General features: G+C 39.7%; 23 protein-coding genes and 1 tRNA gene. 11 read left to right on the top strand and 13 right to left on the bottom strand.

Annotation, left to right across the window (positions count from 1 at the left end; translation table 11 throughout):
- The first annotated feature begins 90 nt into the window (after nt 1–90).
- From A7P54_RS12455 to A7P54_RS12440, 4 genes are all read left to right on the top strand, one after another.
- The gene (locus A7P54_RS12455) at nt 91–666 is read left to right on the top strand and encodes a GNAT family N-acetyltransferase (RefSeq protein WP_171549816.1); all 576 of its coding nucleotides are present in this window, start codon (nt 91–93) and stop codon (nt 664–666) included.
- A gap of 298 nt (nt 667–964) precedes the next feature.
- Nucleotides 965–1294 carry a ferredoxin FdxA gene (gene fdxA, locus A7P54_RS12450; RefSeq protein WP_004652744.1) on the top strand — a complete coding sequence of 110 codons (330 nt, stop codon included), beginning with the start codon at nt 965–967 and terminating at the stop codon, nt 1292–1294.
- Between the two features lie 124 nt (nt 1295–1418).
- Nucleotides 1419–2132 carry a D-Ala-D-Ala carboxypeptidase family metallohydrolase gene (locus tag A7P54_RS12445; RefSeq protein WP_216077108.1) on the top strand — a complete coding sequence of 238 codons (714 nt, stop codon included), beginning with the start codon at nt 1419–1421 and terminating at the stop codon, nt 2130–2132.
- Between the two features lie 138 nt (nt 2133–2270).
- Nucleotides 2271–2939, top strand: a complete 669-nt coding sequence (locus A7P54_RS12440) for an O-methyltransferase (RefSeq protein ID WP_005202514.1) — start codon at nt 2271–2273, stop codon at nt 2937–2939.
- Nucleotides 2940–3058: 119 nt separating this feature from the next.
- On the opposite strand, the gene A7P54_RS12435 is transcribed toward A7P54_RS12440, so the two are convergent.
- The 11 genes from A7P54_RS12435 to A7P54_RS12385 all read right to left on the bottom strand — a co-directional run bounded on the left by A7P54_RS12435 (nt 3059) and on the right by A7P54_RS12385 (nt 13935).
- Nucleotides 3059–3901: a universal stress protein gene (locus tag A7P54_RS12435; protein ID WP_004808419.1), complete on the bottom strand. Its 843-nt coding sequence runs from the start codon at nt 3899–3901 to the stop codon at nt 3059–3061.
- Nucleotides 3902–4007: 106 nt separating this feature from the next.
- A complete protein-coding gene (locus A7P54_RS12430; RefSeq protein WP_004808422.1) occupies nt 4008–4622 on the bottom strand; it encodes a chloramphenicol acetyltransferase CAT in 615 nt (204 codons plus the stop codon).
- A 75-nt stretch (nt 4623–4697) separates the two neighbouring features.
- A complete protein-coding gene (locus A7P54_RS12425) occupies nt 4698–5285 on the bottom strand; it encodes a YigZ family protein (RefSeq protein ID WP_171549762.1) in 588 nt (195 codons plus the stop codon).
- Between the two features lie 92 nt (nt 5286–5377).
- Nucleotides 5378–6568: an HlyD family type I secretion periplasmic adaptor subunit gene (locus A7P54_RS12420; RefSeq protein ID WP_005202510.1), complete on the bottom strand. Its 1191-nt coding sequence runs from the start codon at nt 6566–6568 to the stop codon at nt 5378–5380.
- 17 nt (nt 6569–6585) lie between these two features.
- Nucleotides 6586–8709: a type I secretion system permease/ATPase gene (locus A7P54_RS12415; protein ID WP_032859133.1), complete on the bottom strand. Its 2124-nt coding sequence runs from the start codon at nt 8707–8709 to the stop codon at nt 6586–6588.
- Nucleotides 8709–10199, bottom strand: coding sequence for a TolC family protein (locus A7P54_RS12410; RefSeq protein WP_171549814.1), 1491 nt, complete (start codon nt 10197–10199; stop codon nt 8709–8711). The genes A7P54_RS12415 and A7P54_RS12410 overlap by 1 nt, the downstream gene beginning before the upstream one ends.
- Nucleotides 10200–10545: 346 nt before the next feature.
- Nucleotides 10546–11292: an LPS export ABC transporter ATP-binding protein gene (gene lptB / locus A7P54_RS12405; RefSeq protein WP_017402170.1), complete on the bottom strand. Its 747-nt coding sequence runs from the start codon at nt 11290–11292 to the stop codon at nt 10546–10548.
- Nucleotides 11292–11840, bottom strand: coding sequence for a lipopolysaccharide transport periplasmic protein LptA (lptA, locus tag A7P54_RS12400; protein ID WP_005202505.1), 549 nt, complete (start codon nt 11838–11840; stop codon nt 11292–11294). Before lptA ends, lptB begins: the two co-directional genes overlap by 1 nt.
- A complete protein-coding gene (gene lptC, locus A7P54_RS12395) occupies nt 11824–12375 on the bottom strand; it encodes an LPS export ABC transporter periplasmic protein LptC (protein ID WP_004808434.1) in 552 nt (183 codons plus the stop codon). Before lptC ends, lptA begins: the two co-directional genes overlap by 17 nt.
- 39 nt (nt 12376–12414) lie before the next feature.
- On the bottom strand, nt 12415–12954 hold the full coding sequence (locus tag A7P54_RS12390; protein WP_004808435.1) for an HAD-IIIA family hydrolase: 540 nt from the start codon (nt 12952–12954) through the stop codon (nt 12415–12417).
- A 3-nt stretch (nt 12955–12957) separates the two neighbouring features.
- Complete coding sequence (locus A7P54_RS12385; protein ID WP_005202503.1) at nt 12958–13935, bottom strand: KpsF/GutQ family sugar-phosphate isomerase; 978 nt, start codon at nt 13933–13935, stop codon at nt 12958–12960.
- A gap of 375 nt (nt 13936–14310) precedes the next feature.
- On the opposite strand from A7P54_RS12385, the gene A7P54_RS12380 reads away from it, so the two are divergent.
- From A7P54_RS12380 to A7P54_RS12360, 5 genes are all read left to right on the top strand, one after another.
- A complete protein-coding gene (locus A7P54_RS12380; RefSeq protein WP_171549761.1) occupies nt 14311–15717 on the top strand; it encodes a cytosine permease in 1407 nt (468 codons plus the stop codon).
- Nucleotides 15718–15823: 106 nt separating this feature from the next.
- Complete coding sequence (gene cysS, locus A7P54_RS12375) at nt 15824–17245, top strand: cysteine--tRNA ligase (protein WP_171549760.1); 1422 nt, start codon at nt 15824–15826, stop codon at nt 17243–17245.
- A 62-nt stretch (nt 17246–17307) separates the two neighbouring features.
- Nucleotides 17308–17383 (top strand) — tRNA-Gly (locus A7P54_RS12370).
- Nucleotides 17384–17517: 134 nt separating this feature from the next.
- The gene (gene ykgO, locus A7P54_RS12365; protein WP_171549759.1) at nt 17518–17643 is read left to right on the top strand and encodes a type B 50S ribosomal protein L36; all 126 of its coding nucleotides are present in this window, start codon (nt 17518–17520) and stop codon (nt 17641–17643) included.
- A gap of 108 nt (nt 17644–17751) precedes the next feature.
- Complete coding sequence (locus A7P54_RS12360; RefSeq protein WP_171549758.1) at nt 17752–18228, top strand: copper resistance protein NlpE; 477 nt, start codon at nt 17752–17754, stop codon at nt 18226–18228.
- A gap of 99 nt (nt 18229–18327) precedes the next feature.
- Here A7P54_RS12360 and tsf read toward each other — a convergent pair whose 3' ends face one another.
- Complete coding sequence (tsf, locus tag A7P54_RS12355; RefSeq protein WP_004652724.1) at nt 18328–19203, bottom strand: translation elongation factor Ts; 876 nt, start codon at nt 19201–19203, stop codon at nt 18328–18330.
- A gap of 138 nt (nt 19204–19341) precedes the next feature.
- On the bottom strand, nt 19342–20094 hold the full coding sequence (gene rpsB / locus A7P54_RS12350; RefSeq protein WP_004652723.1) for a 30S ribosomal protein S2: 753 nt from the start codon (nt 20092–20094) through the stop codon (nt 19342–19344).
- Between the two features lie 213 nt (nt 20095–20307).
- Here rpsB and map point away from each other — a divergent pair, with 213 nt between their 5' ends.
- Both map and A7P54_RS12340 read left to right on the top strand, forming a co-directional pair.
- Nucleotides 20308–21132, top strand: coding sequence for a type I methionyl aminopeptidase (gene map, locus A7P54_RS12345; RefSeq protein ID WP_005202497.1), 825 nt, complete (start codon nt 20308–20310; stop codon nt 21130–21132).
- A gap of 205 nt (nt 21133–21337) precedes the next feature.
- On the top strand, nt 21338–22432 hold the full coding sequence (locus A7P54_RS12340) for an OmpW family protein (RefSeq protein ID WP_171549757.1): 1095 nt from the start codon (nt 21338–21340) through the stop codon (nt 22430–22432).
- The last annotated feature ends 41 nt before the right edge of the window (nt 22433–22473 follow it).

Here is a 22473-nt window from a genome sequence, read left to right as displayed (position 1 = left end):
TAGTTTCTGGAACAAGTTGATCATTTCAGCTTGTTCCAAAACCATTTCCTGTTTATTTTTGACTGATATCACTCAACCTAAAAAGACTGAATAGATTTTTGTTCAGTATCCAACTTAAGGGAAAGCACAATTAATATTCTGTTTAAGCCACTCAAACACTCAGAAATTGATTTAATCTGGCTACAGATTAGTCGGCGTGAACTTATCACTCAAATGTATATACAGCAGAGTTTAAATTTACAATTAATTGATTGTTTTTATGATGAGCAAAATTGGGATACTTATCATTTGGAAAATGATCCACCTTTACTCAAAAAGTTACATCAACAAGGGGCTTTATGCGTAGGTGGATTTGACGAATCTAATCAGCTGATTGCTGTACAGGTCGTTTCCAATCAGCACATTGCTGATTATCCTGAAGCCAAGTTACTGCAATATTTTTATGTGGATGCCGATCACCAAGGTTTAGGTATCGGTACTCAGTTGATGCAAGCTGCTATCGCATCTGTAAAGCAACTCAATGCAAAACAACTCTATATTTCCGCTACCCCAAGTAAGCGCACTGTAGACTTTTATCTTAAACAAGGTGCTCAACTTTTAGCACAACCTGATCAACAGTTGTTTGAACGAGAACCAGAAGACATTCACTTGCTCTACACGCTTTAAGTTCTAACCAAGCAGAAATGAAAGCATGAAGATGGCTCAACCTCGTTAATTAGCTGTTTTAACTGAGAATAAAAATAAGATTCAGTTGCAATGATTAGGTCAATTAAGGTGACCATCACTTTATTTTTTAGTCAAAAAATCTTAGCACCCGAAAATATTTTATTTATTATCAATATATTAATTCATTTTTCATATGTATAAATAAACAATATCAATAAAAGCAATTGTTTGTTTACCCCTTTTTTGCCTACAATACCTCATTCCAAACAAAAAACCGTATTTTTAGGTAGCTGTCGCCATGACCTTTGTTGTCACTGAAAATTGTATTAAATGTAAATATCAAGATTGTGTTGAAGTTTGCCCTGTAGACTGTTTCTACGAAGGTCCTAACTTCCTTGTTATCAATCCAGATGAATGTATCGACTGTGCTCTATGTGAACCAGAATGCCCAGCAAATGCAATTTTCTCTGAAGATGAATTACCAGAAGGTCAAGAAGTCTTTATCGAACTCAATGCTGAATTATCAGAAAAATGGGCGGGTAACAACATCACACAAATTGGTGAACAGCCAGCAGACCGTGAAGAATGGAATGGTAAGCCAGACAAGCTACAATATTTAGAAAAATAATTCAAAAGGCCAGTTTTACTGGTCTTTTTTATACCTGAACCACACATTTCTTTGCAATTACATCATTATTCATGCGCTATTTTGCATTAAAATAGTACGCCTACAGATTTTGAACTGCCTTTTTATGATGCGAAATAAATTACAGGGTCTATTATCATTATTTATCATCCCTGTGATGATGGCGGGCTGTACCAGCTCAACGACAAAAGTAAATCAGAACCAAGGTAAAAGAATTTACATTCCCCAAGAACAAGTCACTTTTACCCGCCCCATCCCAAACAAAGTTGAACCTGCCTCTTATCGCCAATGGCTGAATCAAGGTGAAAACTATGCACGTGTTCGAGAATATGAACAATTTCTAACCCGTAATAATGTGGCACATATTATTCCAAGTTTTGAATTATTACGTACTGCTCGGGACTGGCAAAAATGCGGCCGTACTGAATATATGGTGCCTAACCGTGAATTGTGGAACAACTCCCTTTCGACCTTACGTGTCTTTAAATACTTAATTGCAGCCAAAATCTTGACCGATTTTGAGGTGACTTCTGTCTATCGAGACTTGCCACTCAATCAATGTGCAGGTGGTGCTGGCTCGTCGAAACACTTATTCAATTCAGCCATCGATTTTCGTATTGGACCTGAATATCCTCAACCGCAAGACTATGCCTATATTGAACAAACCAAGTTTAAGCTATGTCAGTTCTGGGCCCAGCATGGTCAAAGCCTAGATTTAGGCATTGGTTTATATAGTTCTGGTCAAATCCATATCGATACTCAAGGCTATCGGACATGGGGACCTGACTTGACCCGTAATAGTTCAATGTGTAATTTCTAAAACAGATATCTGAATAAAAAGAGATCAAAATGATCTCTTTTTTTGTTTCAATCATGCGGATTCAAGCCGCAATAAAATTGCACTCTGAGCATAAACGTTTAAAATGCAGAGCTAACAAATTGGTAGGTAAACTTGATTATGCAACAGATGTGGACCGAGATTGATGACTATATCAATTCACATTTAATTCCCACAGACCCTAGACTTCAACATGCATTAGATAATACTGATACTCAAGGCTTTTCTAATCATTTGGCTGTTGCACCTAATCAAGGTATGTTTTTGCAAATGTTGATTCAAATGAATCAATGCAAACGCGTATTAGAACTCGGTACATTCGGTGCCTATAGTACCATTTGGCTAGCTAAGGCCCTTCCTGAAGATGGCTATCTACTGACGGTTGAAGGACGCGATACTCACGTGGTTATCGCTCAAGAAAATATTGATTATGCCAATATGCCGACCAATATCGAACTCAAAAAAGGTCGTGGTGCCGATATTATGAATCAACTGATTGCTGAAGACAGCGAAGCATTTGATTTGATCTTTATTGATGCCGATAAGCAAAGCTACCGAGAGTATTTTGAACTCAGTCTAAAACTGTCTCATCCAGGCACCATCATTGTATTAGATAATGTGATTCGTGCAGGTGCGATCATTGATGAAAATAACAAGAAACCTAGTATTGAAGGAATTCGTGAAGCATTCACCGCTTTGAAAGACCATCCTCAGCTGCTTTCTTGCACGGCTTTGCAAACGGTTGGTTCAAAAGGCCACGATGGTTTTGCCATTGCAATCGTAAAATAGAGATTAAAAAACAACCTATTTAATTTAGTTGTGCAATATCAATAAATTATATTTATCTCCAGTGCTTTTCCATATAGTTATCCACAGGAATTGCGGATAACTATATGGAATAAAATGAATCACTTAGCAACTAATAGTGGAACATTGGCATTTCGGAAGATCGTCGTCGTGATACTGCCCAAGAAGAATTGATGAATTTTACTGTGGCTAAATGCACCTAATACAATCAATTGAATATCATGTTCTCTTTGATATTCAAGAATATTTTGTGCTACATCACCATAACGATAGACTGAAACCACTTCCAGACCTGCATCAGTGAGATACTTTTCAGGTTCGGTCAACATTTCCGGATGATCACCTACATAGAGCAAATGGCATTGCAATGTTTTCAACAAGTCACTCTGTGCTATGCGTTGCAACATCTTTTGGCAGGTCGGTGAATATTCATAAGCAAAGATAAAGCGTTTCGGTGGCTGGAAATGTTCCCCAACGGTAATAACCGTACAATTTGCACCACGAATAAAGTTTTCAACATTACTTCCAATCGGCTTGTTCTTCTCAGCAGCTCTCTCACCCACTCGGCCGATAATCACCACATCATTTTCATTGAGAAGATTAAAGCTTTGCTCAAGAAAGTCGCCTTTTTCCTGAATTTTGGTACTGCTTAGACCGTATTGTTTTTCGATCAACTCAGAAATGTGATTCAGCAAATTATTACTATAATCGAGTGCTAACTCACTCTGTTTTTGTTCCAACTCTGCGAGTTCTTTAAGTAGCATGGCATTACTTTCAAAGCCAATCACGCCACTGATTTCACCTAAATGGTAGCTAGCTGGGTAATAGTCCAAGATTTGCAACAATACCAACTCTCTTTGCGTTTGTTTCGCAACCCATACTGCTGCTTCTGCAACAGCATCAATGCAGGGTGAAGAATCAATACATGCAATTACACGGTTCATTTTCGCCTCTCTCTAGGTATGTACCTTAGGTCTTCTACTTATTTTTAACTTAACATAGATAAAAGCATGGTGGGTTAAATTTATGTATCGAATCTCATACACTTTTTTATTCGCTTCGGTAACGAATTAATTTTGCCGGGTTCCCTGCAACCACCGCATAATCCTCAACATTTTTGGTCACCATACTGTTCATACCTACCACAGCATGATCGCCAATTTTGATTCCATCCTTGACCCCGACATGCGCTCCTAGCCACACATCTCGACCAATCTCAATACCTTTAGACGTAACGGGTTGTTGATAGATCGGACGATCCATTTCCATGCCATGATCAAATGCATATAGATGACTATAAGCCGCGATTCGAACTTGATCATGCAACTTAATCCCGGTACGACCGCCATCCAAAATACAATGATGGTTAATTGCCACTTCATTGCCAATTTCTAAAGGGCCATGCAAAGTACAATCCGCAGCAATGAAAGTATTATCACCAATAGAAATCTTTCGACCACGTTCAGCAAAAATATGGGCCAAGGGTGATATAAAACAGTTCTGACCAATTTCAACCGTTTCCATATCCATCAAATAGGCTTGGTACTCGGCTTGCCATGCTTCTGCCCATTCTCGATGTTTGGGTTTCAGTGTCCAATATAACCACGGCATATAATTCAGACGTTGTTTATGCTGCTCTCGGTATTTTAATAAAGGATCATTCATCTATCTTGCTCCTCAAGCAATACCAATTGCTCACGTGCTGAGAGGCATCGCCTCGCGAGAGAGGATGGATAAATTTCAGTCATCGCATACATGTAATTTCTCACGTCCTCTACTCACGTCCTGAAGTTTTAGTCTTAAAGGTTCAATTTGATGCACTTGAACACGCGCCTCAATAATCACGCCTGTTTCAGTATATTGTTCTTGATATTCGATCTGCTGCTGCATCAGCTCATATTGAATAATCGCCCATTCATTGAATAAACAAGCAAAGCGAATTTCTTTCTTTTCAATCAACTCAATTTTTTCAGCCAAGACCAGACATTGTCCTGCACAGCCACCATAAGCACGAACTAATCCACCCGTGCCTAACTTAATCCCACCATACCAGCGATTCACTAATACAATAACATTGGTCAACTCATTGCCTTCAATGGTGGCAAGTATAGGGCGCCCTGCTGTGCCTGAGGGTTCACCATCATCATTAAATCGAACCTGATGTCCAATTTTCCACGCCCAACATTGATGCGTCGTCGACAGATCTTTATGCGTTTCTAAAAAGTTTTTAACCTGCTGTTCATTTTCAACAACAGCAGCAATCGCTTGAAAACGACTTTTTTTAATTTCTTCTTCAAAAGTAACTGTAGTAGCAATGGTGAATGGCATAAAACATAAATACAAATTTAAAGCGCGATTATAGCTTTTTAGCACCCAAATAAAAAACCTCGCACTAGGCAAGGTTTTTTATTAGCGGAAAATTAGCGTTCGCGTAAAGCTTCTTTGGCTTTATTAAACGGTTTCAACAAGTAATCCATAATGGTTTTTTGTCCAGTACGAATATCCACTGTCGCTACCATCCCTGGGGTAATACTGAATGCCTTACCCGCTTTGTTATATAAACGGTCAGAATCAGTACGAATGTATACACGATAATAGAACTGATCTTGCTTTACTTCATCACGAATGGTATCTGGTGAAATCACAGTCACTTTACCGTCTAAACCGCCATAAATTGAGTAATCATAGGCGGTAATTTTGACTAAAGCTTCTTGCCCCGGGCGAATAAACGCAATATCACGCGGTGAGATACGCGCTTCAATCAGCAATTTATCCTCTAAAGGAACAATAGTCATCAACTTACCATTCTGAGGAATGACACCACCTAGGGTCGTAACATCGATTTCTTTCACTACACCACGGACTGGTGCTTTAAATACCGCACGTTCTAAACTGTCATTTCGACCATTCACAATCTGCTGCTGAGTTTGAATATCTGTATTGGCCTTAGACAATTCTTCTCGTGCTTTGACATAGTACTGGTTGCGCGTATCATTGATTTTATTGTTTAAATCATTGGCCTCACGCTTTAAACGCAAGACTTCTACTTCACTGGCCGCACCTTTTGCCACCAATGGTTCTGTCATTGCCAGTTCTTGTCGTACCAGTTTTGCTGCTTGTTCATAGCCTTCAATGGACTGTTCCAAATTAGCACGTCGTGACAAATAGAGCGCTGTTTCTTCTTGCACCAATTTAGGACTCTTTTGCACGTCTTCAGGAAAACTTAATGGTGAACCCGTCACTTCAGCACGTAAACGTGCTGCAGTTGCCTGTGCTGAAGTCAGTAAAGACTTTGACTCTCCAACATTCGATGCAAATCGAGTTGGATCAAGTTGTGCAAGAATTTGCCCCTTTTCAACCACATCGCCTTCATTAACATCAAGTTTAGTGAGAATTCCTCCTTCAAGCGATTGAATAATCTGCTCTTTTGAAGAGGGAATCACTTTCCCCGTACCCGTTGAAACTTCTTCTAGATTAAATAACCATGCCCAGATTAAGAGTGAAAGTAAACCAATCCCAATCATCCAAACAACAAGCGTCGAACGAGGTAACTTTGGTTCATTATAAGTTACGTTCATGGGACGACTGCTGTTCTGTTGTTGTTCACTCATAAAATTTCCTCAAAGTATTAAACTATTTTTTGTTTTATTGATGATTGTTGTAAAACTTGATCTACAGGTCCATCCATGACGATCTTGCCTTCATTCATGACAATAATTCGGTCAACCAATTCCAAAACTGCACGTCGATGCGTTGCAACAACTAAAGTCCGATAGCCAAGCCAAGTCTTTAAGTGATCAATCAATTGCTTTTCGGCCACATCATCAATGGCAGCAGTTGGTTCATCTAGCAATAAGATATTCGGCTGACGAATCAATAAGCGCGCTAACAATAAAGCTTGTCTTTGTCCCCCAGAAAAACCAACGCCACCTTCTAATACCAAATGATCTAGGCCTTCTTTCTTTTCATGCACAAAACTCAGTGCACCAGTCACTTTTAGTACCTTTAATATATCCTCATCACGTGCTAAAGGTGCGCCAAGCGTCAGGTTTTCACGAATAGTGCCATAAAATAAATGTGCATTTTGATTAAGTAAGCCCATATCACGACGCACATCGGCAGGATCAATCAAACTAATATCCAGATCATCTAAATACACTGAGCCAGAATTCGGAAACTGCATCGCAGATAAAATCTGTAATAAGGTCGATTTGCCTGCACCGTTGCGTCCTAAGATCGCAATACGCTCACCTGCACGAATCTTAAGTTGTGGAATAACCAAACTTGGGCGTGGGTCATCTTCCGTATATTGGAACACCACTTTTTTCAACTCATAATCGCCATGCAACACTTCTTTATGTACCAAATGTGCTTGATCTGGTTGATCGACAGGTTTCTGCATTAACTCATCTAAGCTTTTCTTCGCCACTTTTGCCTGTTGCAAACGTCCCAAAATGCCCGTGATTTGTGAAATTGGTGCCAACATCCGTGAAGATAAAATCGAACACGCCACCAAAGCACCTGTGGTCATATCGCCTTTCATCACCGCAAAACAACCCACTAGAATCACAGCTGCATAAGTTAGCCCCTGAATCTTTTGCGTCCACGCAGTCAGTACCCCCACAATCTTACGTTGCTGCATGCTGATATCAGCAGACACTTCGTTCATATGGTTCCACTGGTTTTGGAAACGTGACTCCGCGCGTAATAATTTAATATCTTCAATACCCTGTACTGCTTCTACTAAAATTGCATTTCGAATCGAAGATTCACGCATCCCTTCTTGTGCAAGCTGTGCCAATTTATTTTGTGCCAAAATTGCAGGCAAGATCATTAGAGGCACGACCAATAACATGACCCAAAATAAGTTACCACCAATGATTGCGAAGATAATCAGGAATAAAAAGAAAAAGGGTAAATCGGCAATGGCCCCCATGGTCGTTGATGTCACTAGATCTCGAACACCTTCTAACTCACGGATCTGAGAAATAAAGGTTCCCGTTGACTTAGAGCGCTCACTATTCTTAATCCGAATTGCATGACCAAATACGCGATCAGAAATTCGTAAATCTGCCCTTTTACCAATAATATCTGAGATATAAACCCGTGAAAGTCTTAATACAAACTCAAAAATCGCAGCAATGAGTACACCACTCGCAAGTACCCAAAGTGTTGGAATCGACTGTGATGGAACAACTCGGTCATAGACTTGCATTGAAAAAATAATCGTGGCCAAGGCCAAAATATTGGCAATCATTGAGGCCAACATGATATCGATATAGCGTTTCCAGTCTTGCAATACAATTGACCAAAACCAGCTTGCCTCGTATGGTTTGATATATTCATCAATACGCGCATCGGGTACTGACTGTTCAGGGCGGAGCACATATACATTTTTAATAATATGCTTCAATGCGCCAACGGCAAATTTTTGGGATAGACCTTGATCGCCACTTAGTTGAACACTGACATGGCCTGAACCGTCTGCTTTATCAATAACACCAACCTGCCCGTCGGCTAATTCCACCAGTACAGGTAAACGCCAAGGGTTAATCACGTCGTCACTAAAGGCAACTCTTCTAAGGTTTAATCCAACCTGTCTGCTGATTAACACTAAAACTTCATCTAGATTCTGGTTTTGATTCCAGTCAAGCTGCAGGCGAATCCGTTCCTCAGAAGGTTCAATTCGATAATGCTTTGCAATGGTCAGTATGGCTTGTAACCAAGGCTGATAGTTTATTTTTGTAGTAATCATGGTTGTACCTCAAATCCTTGGATTTTTATATTATTGAGGTCATAGGCTTGGCGAGAACGTCCTGTTGCAGCAATATATTGAGCAATACTGCTGTAAATGTCATAACGTGCTGTTTCTGCCTCTGAATTCGCACTATGAATCGCCTGTTCTGCATTTAACAGATCAACCAGAGTCCGTGTTCCCAACTTATATTGTTCTTGATAAAGTTCTCTTGTTCGTATTGTTGTTGCTTGTTGTCCTGCTAAAACCTGCATTTGACGTTGTTTGTTTTCAATTTGTTCTCTGCTGGTTCGAATCTGATCCAACACTTTTAAATACACCGCATTGACTTGTGCTTTTGCTGCCTCTTCAGCAAAACTAGCCGCACGAGTTTTCGAGGATGTGGCCCCACCTTGATAGAACTGGCTACTAGCTTCCAACATAATCGCACTATCGAACCCACCCTCTTTATCATTTCCTGGGTTCCTACCATGTAAAGCTTGACTCAGTTCTCCTTTTACAGATAGTGTCGGATAATTACTAATCTGTGTCTGTAATTTTTGATTACGAGCAACCTCAATTCCAGCCTGAGCTGCGATCATTTGTGGAATGGTATTGAACTGCGGTGCAGCATATAAATCTGATTGTTTTACAAAATCTTCTGAAATCACCCATTGTACATTTCGTGTATCAAAACCTAATAAAGTATACAAATGCTGCTGATATTGGCTCAGTAAAGATTGTTGCGCGATCATCGCTGATTGAGCCGATTGCAAATAAGATTGCGCCTGTATCGGATCAGCCTGACTACTAATTCCTGCATTAGCACGCAGATTAGCCATCTCTTGGATACGCTTAATTCCAGCAATCTGCTGATTCGCAATTTGGATGAGTTTTTGATAACGCTGAATATTAACAATTGTTTGTGCAACATCTAATGAAATATCATCAATTTTCACTAGAACATTCGCTTGCCCAACCACAACTTTGGCTTTTTCGACATCAACACCCGATTTAACTTTACCAAAGTCATAAAGCATTTGTGCAGCACTTAAAGTGAGTAACTGTTGGCCTCGAGTACTTTTTTTACCCAAGTCACCTGTGCTGACCCCACCACCTATCTGTGGATAGTAGCCAGATTTAGCAACATCAATATTGGCATTTTGTGAGGCTAATGATGAAATTCCTTGCGAAATTTCAGGGTTCCGCTGTACCGCAATCTGTACCGCATCTTTGAGAACTTTTCGCTGATTCTGCCAGAAAGCAGCCGGAACTGTATCGACTTGAGGACGGCCTGATCCAACCACAGGCAAATCACTTCCGAGTGAAGCATCAACAGAAAAATTACTTAATTTCTGCATTTGTGCCACTTTAAACTCATCACTACTTTTTGGGACAAAAAGCTGAGAAATATTGTTCTTTAAAGTGTGATACTGTTCACTTGGAGTTGTTGCATGTGTCATTGGCACAGATAAGGTTGCTACATAAAGTAACCACTTAAAATCCATACTTTTTTTCCATGAGCCATTATTCACTTTTATATCGTTGTGCAAGTTCATATTTTTTTCGTATTGTTATCATTTCAGCATTTTCATTTTAAGCATTTTTTTATAAAAAACACTACGTTCCGCACATAATTTCATCGCTAGATATATGTATATTTTTGTAAAACAGTTCACATTTTAATAGATTATGCCTTTATAGTGGAATATATAAAATATATATTTATCATGCAATTAGGCTAAAATATAAGCCACCACTTCATCAACAACTCAATATTTAACCATTTATTATTTTATTTACCCAAAAAAAAAGAACCATTCGGTTCTTTTTAAAAAGTGATAATCGGACGATTTAAACGACGAAATCATCACCTAAATATACTTTACGCACTTGCTCATTATCTAGAATTTCTTGTGGTGTTCCTTCTGCAATCACTGAACCCTCACTCACAATGTAGGCTTTCTCACAAATGGCTAAAGTCTCACGTACGTTATGATCGGTGATCAGAACCCCAATACCACGATCTTTAAGTGTTTGAATAATATCTTTAATATCACCAACAGAAATTGGGTCGACACCAGCAAATGGTTCATCTAGAAGCATAAACTTAGGATCGGCAGCCAAAGCACGAGCAATTTCAGCACGGCGACGCTCACCACCAGACACACTCATCCCCAATGAATCCTTAATATGATTAATTTTAAAATCATTTAATAATTCATTCAGGCGTTGCTGACGTTGTTGCTTATTCAAATCTTTACGCGTTTCTAAAATTGCCATAATGTTTTCAGCAATCGTCAACTTTCTAAAGATTGAAGCTTCTTGAGGCAAATAACCAATACCTTTACGTGCACGCTCATGCATCGCCAGATCAGACAAGTCCAGATTATCTAAATGAATCTCGCCTTTATCCATACGAACCAAACCAACGACCATATAAAAGCTCGTCGTTTTACCTGCACCATTTGGCCCAAGCAGACCAACAATTTGTCCACTTTGCATAGTAAAAGAAACATCTTTTACCACCCAACGTTTACTATAGTTCTTCGCTAAGTGTTTGATACAGAGCGTCTGTGGTTGCTGCATTGATTGTTCCATTAATCACGCGCCCCTGGGAAACTTTTTGAACTTGAAGGTGGAATAATAATTTGCACACGGTTAGTTGAAGATCCTTGTGCCTCTACATCACCTTTATTCATGCTGTATTTTAAGCTATTACCACGAATGCTTGAGCCATCCTGATAAAGGTATGCTTTACCCGTTAAAGTAAGAATACCCGTATCTGCATTGTACACGATCGTCTGTGCTTCACCTCGGGCTAAGCCCTTATTAGTATCCATTTGCTGCTGGAACTTCGCTGGCTGACCTTTGGCGGTAATGATCTGAATTTCTTTTTTGCTATTTAAATTTGCAACAAGTGAATCAGCTTGAAGCTTCATGGTGCCTTGTTCGATCACAACATTGCCAGTATAGGTCGTTATACCTGTTTTATCATTATAGGTTGCACGATCCGCAACCAAAGAAAGCTGTTGGTTACGATCCGATGGCAAAGCAAAACTAGCTGCAGAAGAAAGTGCAACAACAGCAACGCAGCTTAGTTGTTTAAGGAAAGTAGAACGAGATTTGGAATTAAGAACTTGGCGCATACTTTCCTCGAATTTTATAAAACTCATATTGACCATTATTTAAATTAGCCTTGAGGCCCTGACTCACAAATTCAGCAGATGGTGATTGAACTATCACCTGATGTTGTGTTTCAAGCTCTCTTGTTTTTGGGTAACCAGTGAGTTCATCCGTATGAAACTCTAATTTGTTACCTTGATCGGACAGTTTCGTTGCAACAACATCTCCAAGCAAAATGACTTTAGTATTATCATCATAGCCATTTGCTTGTTTTGCATAGAATGTTGCATCAGGTTTGCCCTGTTTGTACATCACCGCATTCAGTTGATCAAGCTGAGAGGTTTTTTGTTGCATATTCTGTTGTAGCTGTTTAACTTCAGCTCGCATATACAAATTACCCTGCTCGTCAGTTTGAGTTAAATGAACACCCTGAGCTGAATAGGTCATATTCTTGGCTGAATCAACATCCAACTTTTTTGCTTTGCCACTGTAGTAGTAGTAGCCACCACTTATAGAAGCGACTACAACAGCAACAACATATAAAACTTTGGTATCCATAAACAGGGTTACCTAACCTTTGAGCAAATCAACACTATATTAATGTGGTACAGCAAGATATTTTTCAAGCAGTTCTTGGTAAACACCTTTTGCCATCAACAACATATCGCATACTTCTCGTACAGCGCCACGACCACCCATCGCTTGGGTCACTAAATTAGCACGACGACGTACTTCTTCATGTCCATTGGGCACAGTAACTTTCATACCAGCGATAGCAAATGCAGATAGATCAGGCCAGTCATCACCCATATAAATACAATCTTCAGGCAATAGATCCAATTGAGCACAAGCTTCACGCAGTGCTAACCCCTTATCCTCGCGCCCTTGAAAGACGAGATCAACACCAAGATCAGACATACGTTTTTCAACAATCTGACTTTTTCGACCTGTGATAATAATTACTTTCATACCCGCTTGTTGAACCAGTTTCATTCCCAAGCCATCACGGATATCAAATGATTTAATCTCATCACCTGAATTGGTTAATGTAACAAAGCCATCGCTTAAAATCCCATCCACATCAAGTACCAGTGCTTTTAAATGACGTGCTTGTTCTTGTAAAGCATAAGATGCCATGGCTTAATTTACTCCTGCCTGAATGAGGTCATGCATACTAATCACACCAATCACTTTATTGGCATCATCAACAACTACAAATTGATTCACTTTTCTGTCATGCATTTTTTCTAAAGCTTTCACCGCACGCGCTTCTTGAGAAATCGTTAGTGGATTTTTAGTCATTACTTCAGAAACCGCTAAGTTCACATCGAAGCCTTGTTGCTGGTCAATCATACGACGTAAATCACCATCGGTAAAAATACCCAATAAGGTATCATTTTCATCGACAATCGTGGTTAAACCCAAACGCTTATCAGAAATTTCATATAACACTTTATTCATTGGTGTATCTGGGCGAACCTTTGGTAATTCTGAACCTGTATGCATCAAATGCTTCACATGCAAAAGCAAACGTTTACCTAGGGCTCCAGCTGGATGTGAACGAGCAAAATCATCCGCAGTAAAACCACGTGCTTCTAATAGCGCAACAGCTAATGCATCCCCCAACACTAATGTTGCTGTGGTGCTTGATGTTGGTGCTAAGCCTAAAGGACAAGCCTCGTCAGCTAAACCTAATGTCAATGCCACATCTGCATTTTGAGGCATTGGCCCTTTATTATCCCGACTAATGGTAATTAAAGGCACAGCTAAATGCTTGATTAAAGGCATTAACATCATAATTTCATCACTCTTGCCTGAGTTAGAAATTGCAATCAATACATCACCACGCACTAACATTCCTAGATCACCATGGCCTGCTTCACCTGGATGCATAAAGAAAGATGGTGTTCCAGTCGATGCAAAGGTAGCTGCCATTTTACGACCGATATGACCAGACTTACCCATACCAGTTACAACAACACGTCCTTGGCATTGCAAAAGGATTTCGCATGCAATATCGAAGCGTTCATCAATTTGCGCAGTTAAGACATCTATGGCTTGTTGTTCGACACGCAATGTTTCTAATGCGCTTTTTTGGAAATCTATAGTGTGTGACATATGAGTTTGACTCAAAATAATACTCTATCCACCTGATGGTAGATGATTTTAATCAAAAGAATGGTGGCGATTCTAACATATCTGCAAATCATACACGTTTCTAAATGTATAAGTTTTCATGAAAAATGAAGAGATGAAGTATGAAATAGGACTCATAATATTTGGGCTATACACCCATATGTTGAATCCCAATTTAGTTAGGCATATGTACATTCATTCTTAATCGTAGATCCCTTCTATACTTCACAGGAAAACTTGCTTATTATCAGCCCAAGTTGTATATACATATATAAATAAGATTATACATGATCATACCTAAGCAACAATTAGGTATTTTTTATGACGAAAAGTGCTTCAAGGATACGGAGTAAAAAGATGACCTCAGTGGATGGGAAAGAAACACATCAATTTATTGAAAACCGCAGTATTGATTTCATTCCAGAACACGAAAGACATGGCAGTGTTTTCGGCCAATTTACCCTGTGGTTTGGTGCTAATTTACAAATCACAGCGATCGTTACAGGTGCTTTGACCGTTGTACTGGGTGGTGATGTGTTTTGGTCGATTATTGGTTTATTGATTGGCCAATGCTTCGGTGCCATCGTCATGGCATTGCATGCAGCACAAGGTCCCAAACTTGGCCTTCCTCAAATGATTTCAAGCCGCGTGCAATTTGGCGTATATGGTGCATGCATTCCGATTCTCTTAGTTTGCTTAATGTACATTGGGTTTACAGCCACTGGTGAAGTTCTCGCAGGTAAAGCGATCGCACAACTCATCAATGTCAGCAATAGCACTGGAATTTTAATCTATGCGGCTTTTATTGTGATCTTTGCCACCATTGGTTATCGCCTAATCCACTGGGTCGGAAAAGTTGCAAGCGTTATTGGCATAATTGCTTTTATGATTATTTTGACTCAAATTTTAACTCATTCAAACTTTTCAGAATTAATTGCCGTTCAAAAGTTTAGCTGGTCCTCATTTTTGTTAGCAATTTCGCTTTCGGCCTCTTGGCAAATTTCATTCGGTCCTTATGTAGCCGATTATTCCAGATACCTACCGTCAAACACCTCCTCCACCCGTGTCTTTTTGGCTGTTGGTTTAGGTTCACTCCTCAGTTCGCAAATTTCCATGACTTTGGGTGTATTGATTGCACAGATTTCACAAGGCGGCTTTGTCGGAAATGAGGTGCAATATGTCGTGGGGATGAATGCTGTCGCACTGATCATTACTTTCTTATATTTCAGCATCGCCTTTGGTAAGGTCACTCTCTCCACGCTGAATGCTTATGGATGCTTCATGTGTATTGCAACCATTTGGAATAGCTTCAAACCGCACTATCAAATTTCAAGAATGACGCGTTTAGGTATTGTACTGGCTATGGTTGCCATTTCTACAATCATCGCAATTGCTGGTGAACATACTTTTTTAAACAGCTTTAAAGCATTCATTCTATTCCTCCTCACCTTCTTCATTCCTTGGAGTGCAATTAACCTCGTAGATTACTACTTCATTTCTAAAGAAGAATGTGATGTTGATGCGTTATACGATCCAGATGGGAAATATGGTCGATGGAACCGTATCGGCATTGGCTGTTATATCATGGGTGTGTTACTACAACTTCCATTTATTCATAGTAAAGTTTACACGGGTCACATCGCGACCATGTTAGGTGGTATTGATATCTCTTGGTTGGTCGGCATTCTGGCAACGGCTGTGATTTATTATTATTTCGCAAAAAAAGTTCAACTTCGGACAGCGAGTCAAATTGGTTTTGAATAAAGAAATATTGCAAATGAAAGCCATCTTTTTTCTGCTGATAACTTTATGAAATATGGTGCATACGTTATGATGAATAACGATTTTTGTAGAGTGTTTGAAAACCCTTATGCAACCTTTTGTTCTATATAACTCTGAGCAACGTAAAAAAGTTGAATTTGTCCCACGTAAAGAAGGTCAAATCGATATGTATGTCTGTGGTATGACGGTTTACGATTACTGTCATATCGGGCACGCTCGGGTTATGGTTGCATTTGACTACATCATTCGCTTTCTGCGCAGCCAAGGTTGGAAAGTTCGCTATATTCGCAACATTACCGATATTGATGACAAAATCATTGCGCGTGCCAATGAAAATGGTGAAAGCATCCAACAACTCACTGCTCGTTTTATTCAGGCAATGAATGAAGATGCGGCTAACTTAGGTTGTGCTGAACCAGATGAGGCGCCCAAAGCAACTGAATATATTGATCAAATGCAAAATATGATCGGTACATTGGTTGACAAAGGGGCTGCCTACCCTGCTAGCAATGGCGATGTTTATTTTGAGGTGAGCAAGTTCAATAAATACGGTCGTTTATCTGGTCGTAAATTGGATGATATGCAAGCTGGTGCATCTGAGCGTGTTGATGTCGAAGTTGAAAAGAAACATCCCTTTGACTTTGTACTGTGGAAACATGCCAAAGCAAATGAACCTGCTTGGGCTTCACCTTGGGGCAATGGCCGTCCTGGTTGGCATATTGAATGTTCTGCAATGTCGACTTGCTGCCTAGGCAATCATTTCGATATTCATGGTGGTGGTTCAGATCTAATGTTCCCGCATCATGAAAATGAAATCGCGCAAAGTGAAGCATCAACGGGTGAACAATATGTCAATTATTGGATGCATGTTGGTTTCATCAATGTTGATGGCGAGAAAATGTCTAAGTCTTTAGGCAACTTCTTTACTATTCGCGATGTCATGGAGAAATTCCATCCAGAAGTGATTCGCTACTTCATTGTGTCTTCGCATTACCGCAGCCCAGTTAACTTCTCTGATGTGGCTTTAAAAGAAGCAAAAACTGCTCTGAGCCGTTTTTATCATTCATTTAAAGCCTATCAACAGGTGTATGGTCAAAAAACGGTTGAGACATTAGAGCAAAACTTTGTTGAACGCTTTAACAATGCGATGTGTGATGATTTCAATACCGCTGAAGCAATGGCGGTATTGTTCGAACTGAATAAAGAACTTAATCGCGCGGTGAAAGAAGAGCAAGCGGAACAAGCAACGCTGCTTTACTCTACTCTGCGTCATTTAACCAACATTCTTGGTCTGGTTCAGCATGATGTGGATGAATTCCTCAAATCAGATATTGGTCAGGAAGCACTTAGCCTTTCCGACGCTGAAATTGAAAGTTGTATTCAACAACGTGTTGATGCGAAAAAAGCCAAAGACTTTGCTCAAGCCGATGGCATTCGCCAGTCTTTACTCGATCAAGGTGTGGTTTTGGAAGATACGCGTCAAGGTACCATCTGGCGACGTGCTGATTAATTAAACACTCAGCATTATAAAGAGTTGACACTTGAATGAAACTCTCTATAATGCGTCCTATTGCGGGAATAGCTCAGTTGGTAGAGCATAACCTTGCCAAGGTTGGGGTCGGGAGTTCGAGTCTCCTTTCCCGCTCCAGATTAAAAAAAGCCCTTATCGAAAGATAAGGGCTTTTTTATTATTAACATCTACCCCATCAAAGAATAAGACTAACTTTACACGCTCAAATAAGTGCAATATTATAACATAACACAAATTCATCTAGACCTAAAATGAAAGTCTGCTCATCTCTTAAAAGTGCAAAGCGTCGAAGTGCTGATTGCCAGATTGTAAAACGTCGCGGCAAGATATTTGTCATCTGCAAATCCAACCCTCGCTTCAGAACAAGACAAGGTTAACTTGTCTTGCTTTACCAAAGGTTAAATAACCCTTACATTCCCTTACTACCATTTCTTTTTAAAATCTAATAACTTGGATATTAATGTTTTCACAAGGTTATATCTAAGATGAAAAAATCACTAATCGCAATTTCTTTGGCATCTATTTTTTTAGTTGCATGCAATAAAGCAGAAACCCCAAAAACTGATGAGCAAACACCCCCAGCACCCACAACAGAAGCAAGCTCTGAAGTCATCGCTGATAGTGCACATACCGCAGAAAATTCATTAGACTGGAATGGTACATATACAGGTGTACTTCCATGCGCAGATTGCGAAGGAATTAAGACTGAGCTTAAGCTCAACCTAGATAAAACTTACGAGATCAAAGAGACTTATTTAGGCAAAGGTGATGGCAAAGCATTTGAAAGCAAAGGTAGCTTCGCTTTTGACAGCAAGAACACTTCTATTATTGAACTCGACAAGGCAGGTGATAACCGCAAATACTTCGTTGCAGAAGGCTACTTAAAAGCCCTCGACATAGAAGGTAAAGAGATTACAGGCGAATTAGCTGATAAATACGAACTCAAGAAAGAAGCTGAATAAGTTATTTCTACCGATAAAAGCCCACTCAATATAGTGGGCTTTTTATACAGCCAATAAAAAACCCAGTCATAATGACTGGGTTTTTTTAGAAGATACGAATTACTTCGCAGCAGCTTGAGCAGCAGCAACTTCTTCTGCAAAACTCATTTCAGCTTTCTTCTCAATACCTTCACCCACTTCGAAACGAACGAATTGAGCTACAACTGTACCAGTCGCTTTTAATACATCAGCAACTTTCTTATCATTGTCGATAACATACATTTGACGATCAAGCGCAACTTCGTTCAAGTATTTTTCAACTGAACCAGTTACCATTTTCTCAACGATGTTCGCTGGCTTACCAGATTCTAATGCTTTCGCTTCAGCAATTTCTTTCTCTTTAGCGATCAAGTCAGCTGGAACAGCTTCAGCATTTACAGCAACTGGGTTGAACGCAGCAACGTGCATTGCAATACCTTTACCAGTGTCAGCATCACCTGTGTAAGAAACAACAACACCGATTTTTAAACCGTGTTTGTAAACAGCCAAGTTTTCGCCTTCAACGATCTGAGCACGACGAACTTGAATGTTCTCACCGATTTTTTGAACAAGTGCAACACGAGCTTCTTCTACAGTCGCGCCGTCTTCAAGCTTAAGTTCAGCAATTTTCGCAGCATCAGTTTCGTTTGCAGCAAGTGCAGCGGCAGCAACTTTATCAGAGAAGTTTTTGAAGTTTTCGTCTTTAGCAACAAAGTCAGTTTGACAGTTAACTTCAACAAGAATTGCTTTGTTACCGTTTTGAATAATAGTGATCGCGCCATCAGCAGCAATGTTACCTGCTTTTTTAGCAGCTTTTGCTTGACCTGATTTACGAAGGTTATCAATCGCAAGTTCGATGTCACCGCCTGCTTCTGTTAATGCTTTTTTGCATTCCATCATTGCAAGACCAGTACGGTCACGTAATTCTTTTACCATGCTCGCAGTAACTGCAGTCATGTTGATCTCCTAAAATCGGTAGAAAATAAATCTGTTCAACAAAAACGGCCCAAAGAAACTCTGGGCCGTTTGCACTCTCGACGCTTTAATTTGCCACCATTACATGTCGCAAAAATGACAAGCTTGCGTCAAAACGCATTAAGCCTCAGATGCGTCTTTCGCAGCATCGTCGCCTTTTGCTTGTGCATTAGCTTGTGATTGAGCGTATTCTTTACCAGCAAGAATCGCATCAGCCATAGCTGAAGCATACAAAGTTACTGCACGAATCGCATCGTCGTTACCCGGAATAACGTAATCAACGTTGTCTGGGTTAGAGTTTGTATCAACGATACCGATTACAGGAATACCTAAGTTTTTCGCTTCTTTGATTGCAATCGCTTCGTGATCAACGTCGATTACAAATAATGCGTCAGGTAAACCACCCATGTTCTTAACGCCGCCTAAAGCACGTTCAAGTTTTTCCATCTCACGAGTACGCTCTAAAGCTTCACGTTTAGTAAGCTTAGCAAAAGTACCGTCTTGAGATTGAGTTTGAAGGTCTTTTAAACGGTTGATAGATTGGCGAAGTGTTTTCCAGTTCGTCAACATACCACCTAACCAACGGTGATCTACATATGGTTGACCAGCGCGTTGAGCTTGTTCACGGATGATGTTAGAAGCAGCACGTTTAGTACCAACGAACAATACTTTGTTCTTTTTGCTTGCAAGATTGTTAACAAAGTTCAAAGCATCATTTAACGCAGGAACAGTGTGTTCAAGGTTGATGATGTGAATTTTGTTACGCGCGCCAAAAATGTATTGACGCATTTTTGGGTTCCAGAAACGAGTTTGGTGACCAAAGTGTGCGCCTGCTTGAAGAAGGTCGCGCATGCTTACGTTGTAATCTGCCATTTTCTTTACCTTAAAGTTTGGGTTAGGCCTCCATATATCCGCATTCTCCACCTATTGCTAGGCACCCAGAGTAATGTGTCGATATATGTGCGGATTTTTTACGACTATTGTTATCAGATATTTTCGTAAAATATATTCACGAAAAGCATTTGATAAAATAGGCGGCTATTTATACCATAGACACTTGCAAATTACCAAAAGTTTTTAGAGATCATGAATACAACTTATACAGCCCCACGCCGATTAATCAAAACACCTGAAGAAATTGAAAAGATGCGTGTTGCAGGGAAATTGGCGGCTGAAGTTCTAGACATGATTAAACCGCATATTAAAGCGGGTGTGAGCACACTAGAACTCGATACAATCTGTCGCAATCATATTGAAAATGTTCAACACGCGATTCCTGCCTGTGTAGGTTACGGTGCTGCACCTGGCCGCCCTGCTTTTCAACATTCTATTTGTACTTCGGTTAACCATGTGGTTTGTCACGGCATCCCTTCTGAAAATAAAACATTAAAGAACGGTGATATTCTTAATATTGATGTAACAGTGATTAAAGATGGTTATCACGGCGATACCAACATGATGTACATCGTGGGTGGTGAAACATCTATTCTTGCTAATCGTTTATGTTCAGTGGCGCAGGAAGCGATGTATCGTGGTATGGCAACTGTTAAAGATGGTTCATATCTAGGTGATGTTGGCTATGCCATTCAACAGTATGTTGAATCTGAGCGTTTCAGTGTTGTCCGTGAATATTGTGGCCATGGTATCGGCAATGTTTTCCACGACGAACCACAAGTTCTACATTATGGCCAAAAAGGGACAGGTATGCGCCTAGAAGCTGGCATGACCTTTACTATTGAACCAATGGTCAATGCAGGTGTTTGGCAGACTAAACTTTTAGGTGATAAGTGGACCGTTGTCACAAAAGATCACAAGTTATCTGCCCAATATGAACATACGATTTTGGTAACACAAACAGGGATCGAAGTACTCACTGCTCGACCTGAAGAAGATCTGTCTCGCTTTATGTAATTCATTCCCTTTGAATTATTTTTAAAAGTCACTCCGGTGGCTTTTTTTACGCATCCACATTTTCTTCATCAATTTATTTAAATCAAACAAAAAAATTCATAAGCATAACAATTATAAAATTTAACTAAACAAAGCCTATTTAAAAATAGCGTTATGGTGGGCGCAAGAAAAATCCTAACAAACTTTTTGGACATGGAGTCCCACAATGATGAAGAAATCATTCGCTTGCCTAATTACAGGCTTATGTGCCCTACCGACACTTGCTTTCGCAGACTCACCTTATTTCAGTCTGAAAGATGGAGATGGGTTTAAACGTTTTTCTGTTTCTGTAGGTGCTTTATATGTAAAGCCAACAGGAAAAGCTCAACCCGTAAATGTTAATACAGCTGTTGCAAATGGAGAGCAATCCAAAGTTGGAGATGTTTCAATAAAAACTGTGAAAGGCAGTATTTCCAAAGATATGGATCCTAATTTATCAACTGCTTTCATTGATTTTCTTGATACACTGGGACAAGAAACATTGCCTGGCTCATTAAGTGGTAATGCCGAAATCTATGGTCTAAACGAATGGAATAATCCAGGTACAGGATTAGAAGCAGATGATGTAATGACTTTAGGCATCATGACCAACTATTTTTTCACAGATAATGTTTCACTTGAAATTAAAGCGGGTATCCCTCCAAAAGTTGATATTCAAGGTAAAGGGCAAATTTATGCACCATTAACCGCTACAGCGCATCCATCTATAGAACTTCCTATTATTGGAGGTATAGGTCTACCCTCTATTGATTTAGAAAAACAAATTTTCATTACTGACCTAGAAGCACATGGTACAGCAGCAACGGCTAGAGCATGGACGCCAGCTTTTGAACTCCAATATCATTTCGGTAAAACAGGTGTAAATAAATTCAGGCCCTATGTTGGATTAGGTCTAATGTATGCTTATTTTAATGAGCTGAAAATCAATTCCGCAATCGAAAATGATCTAATCAATGCTGGACATATGATTGTCAATATTAAAGATGGTAAAGCAGGTGCAGCCTTGGATCAAAAGACCAGCTCTGGTGATCCAAAAGTTAAATTAGAAGCTTCAGATGCATTTGCACCTGTTGCCACTGCTGGTTTTACTTATGATTTCAACGATCGTTGGTTTGCCGTTGGTTCGGTTTCATATGCACACCTTACAGGAGAAGCAACAATAACAGTGAATGATGCTAAATATGGAGAGCTCATTCGCGCAAAAACAGATATCGAGATTAACCCTATTTTAGGTTATGCAGGTGTCGGTTACCGCTTCTAAATTTCATGTCATAAAAAAAAGCAGCACTCGCTGCTTTTTTT

It is taken from the genome of Acinetobacter sp. Ac_3412, from assembly GCF_013072675.1.
Taxonomy (GTDB): Bacteria; Pseudomonadota; Gammaproteobacteria; order Pseudomonadales; family Moraxellaceae; genus Acinetobacter; species Acinetobacter higginsii.
The sequence above is the reverse complement of the archived record's forward strand: the minus strand, read 5'-3'. Positions and strand labels throughout refer to the sequence as shown.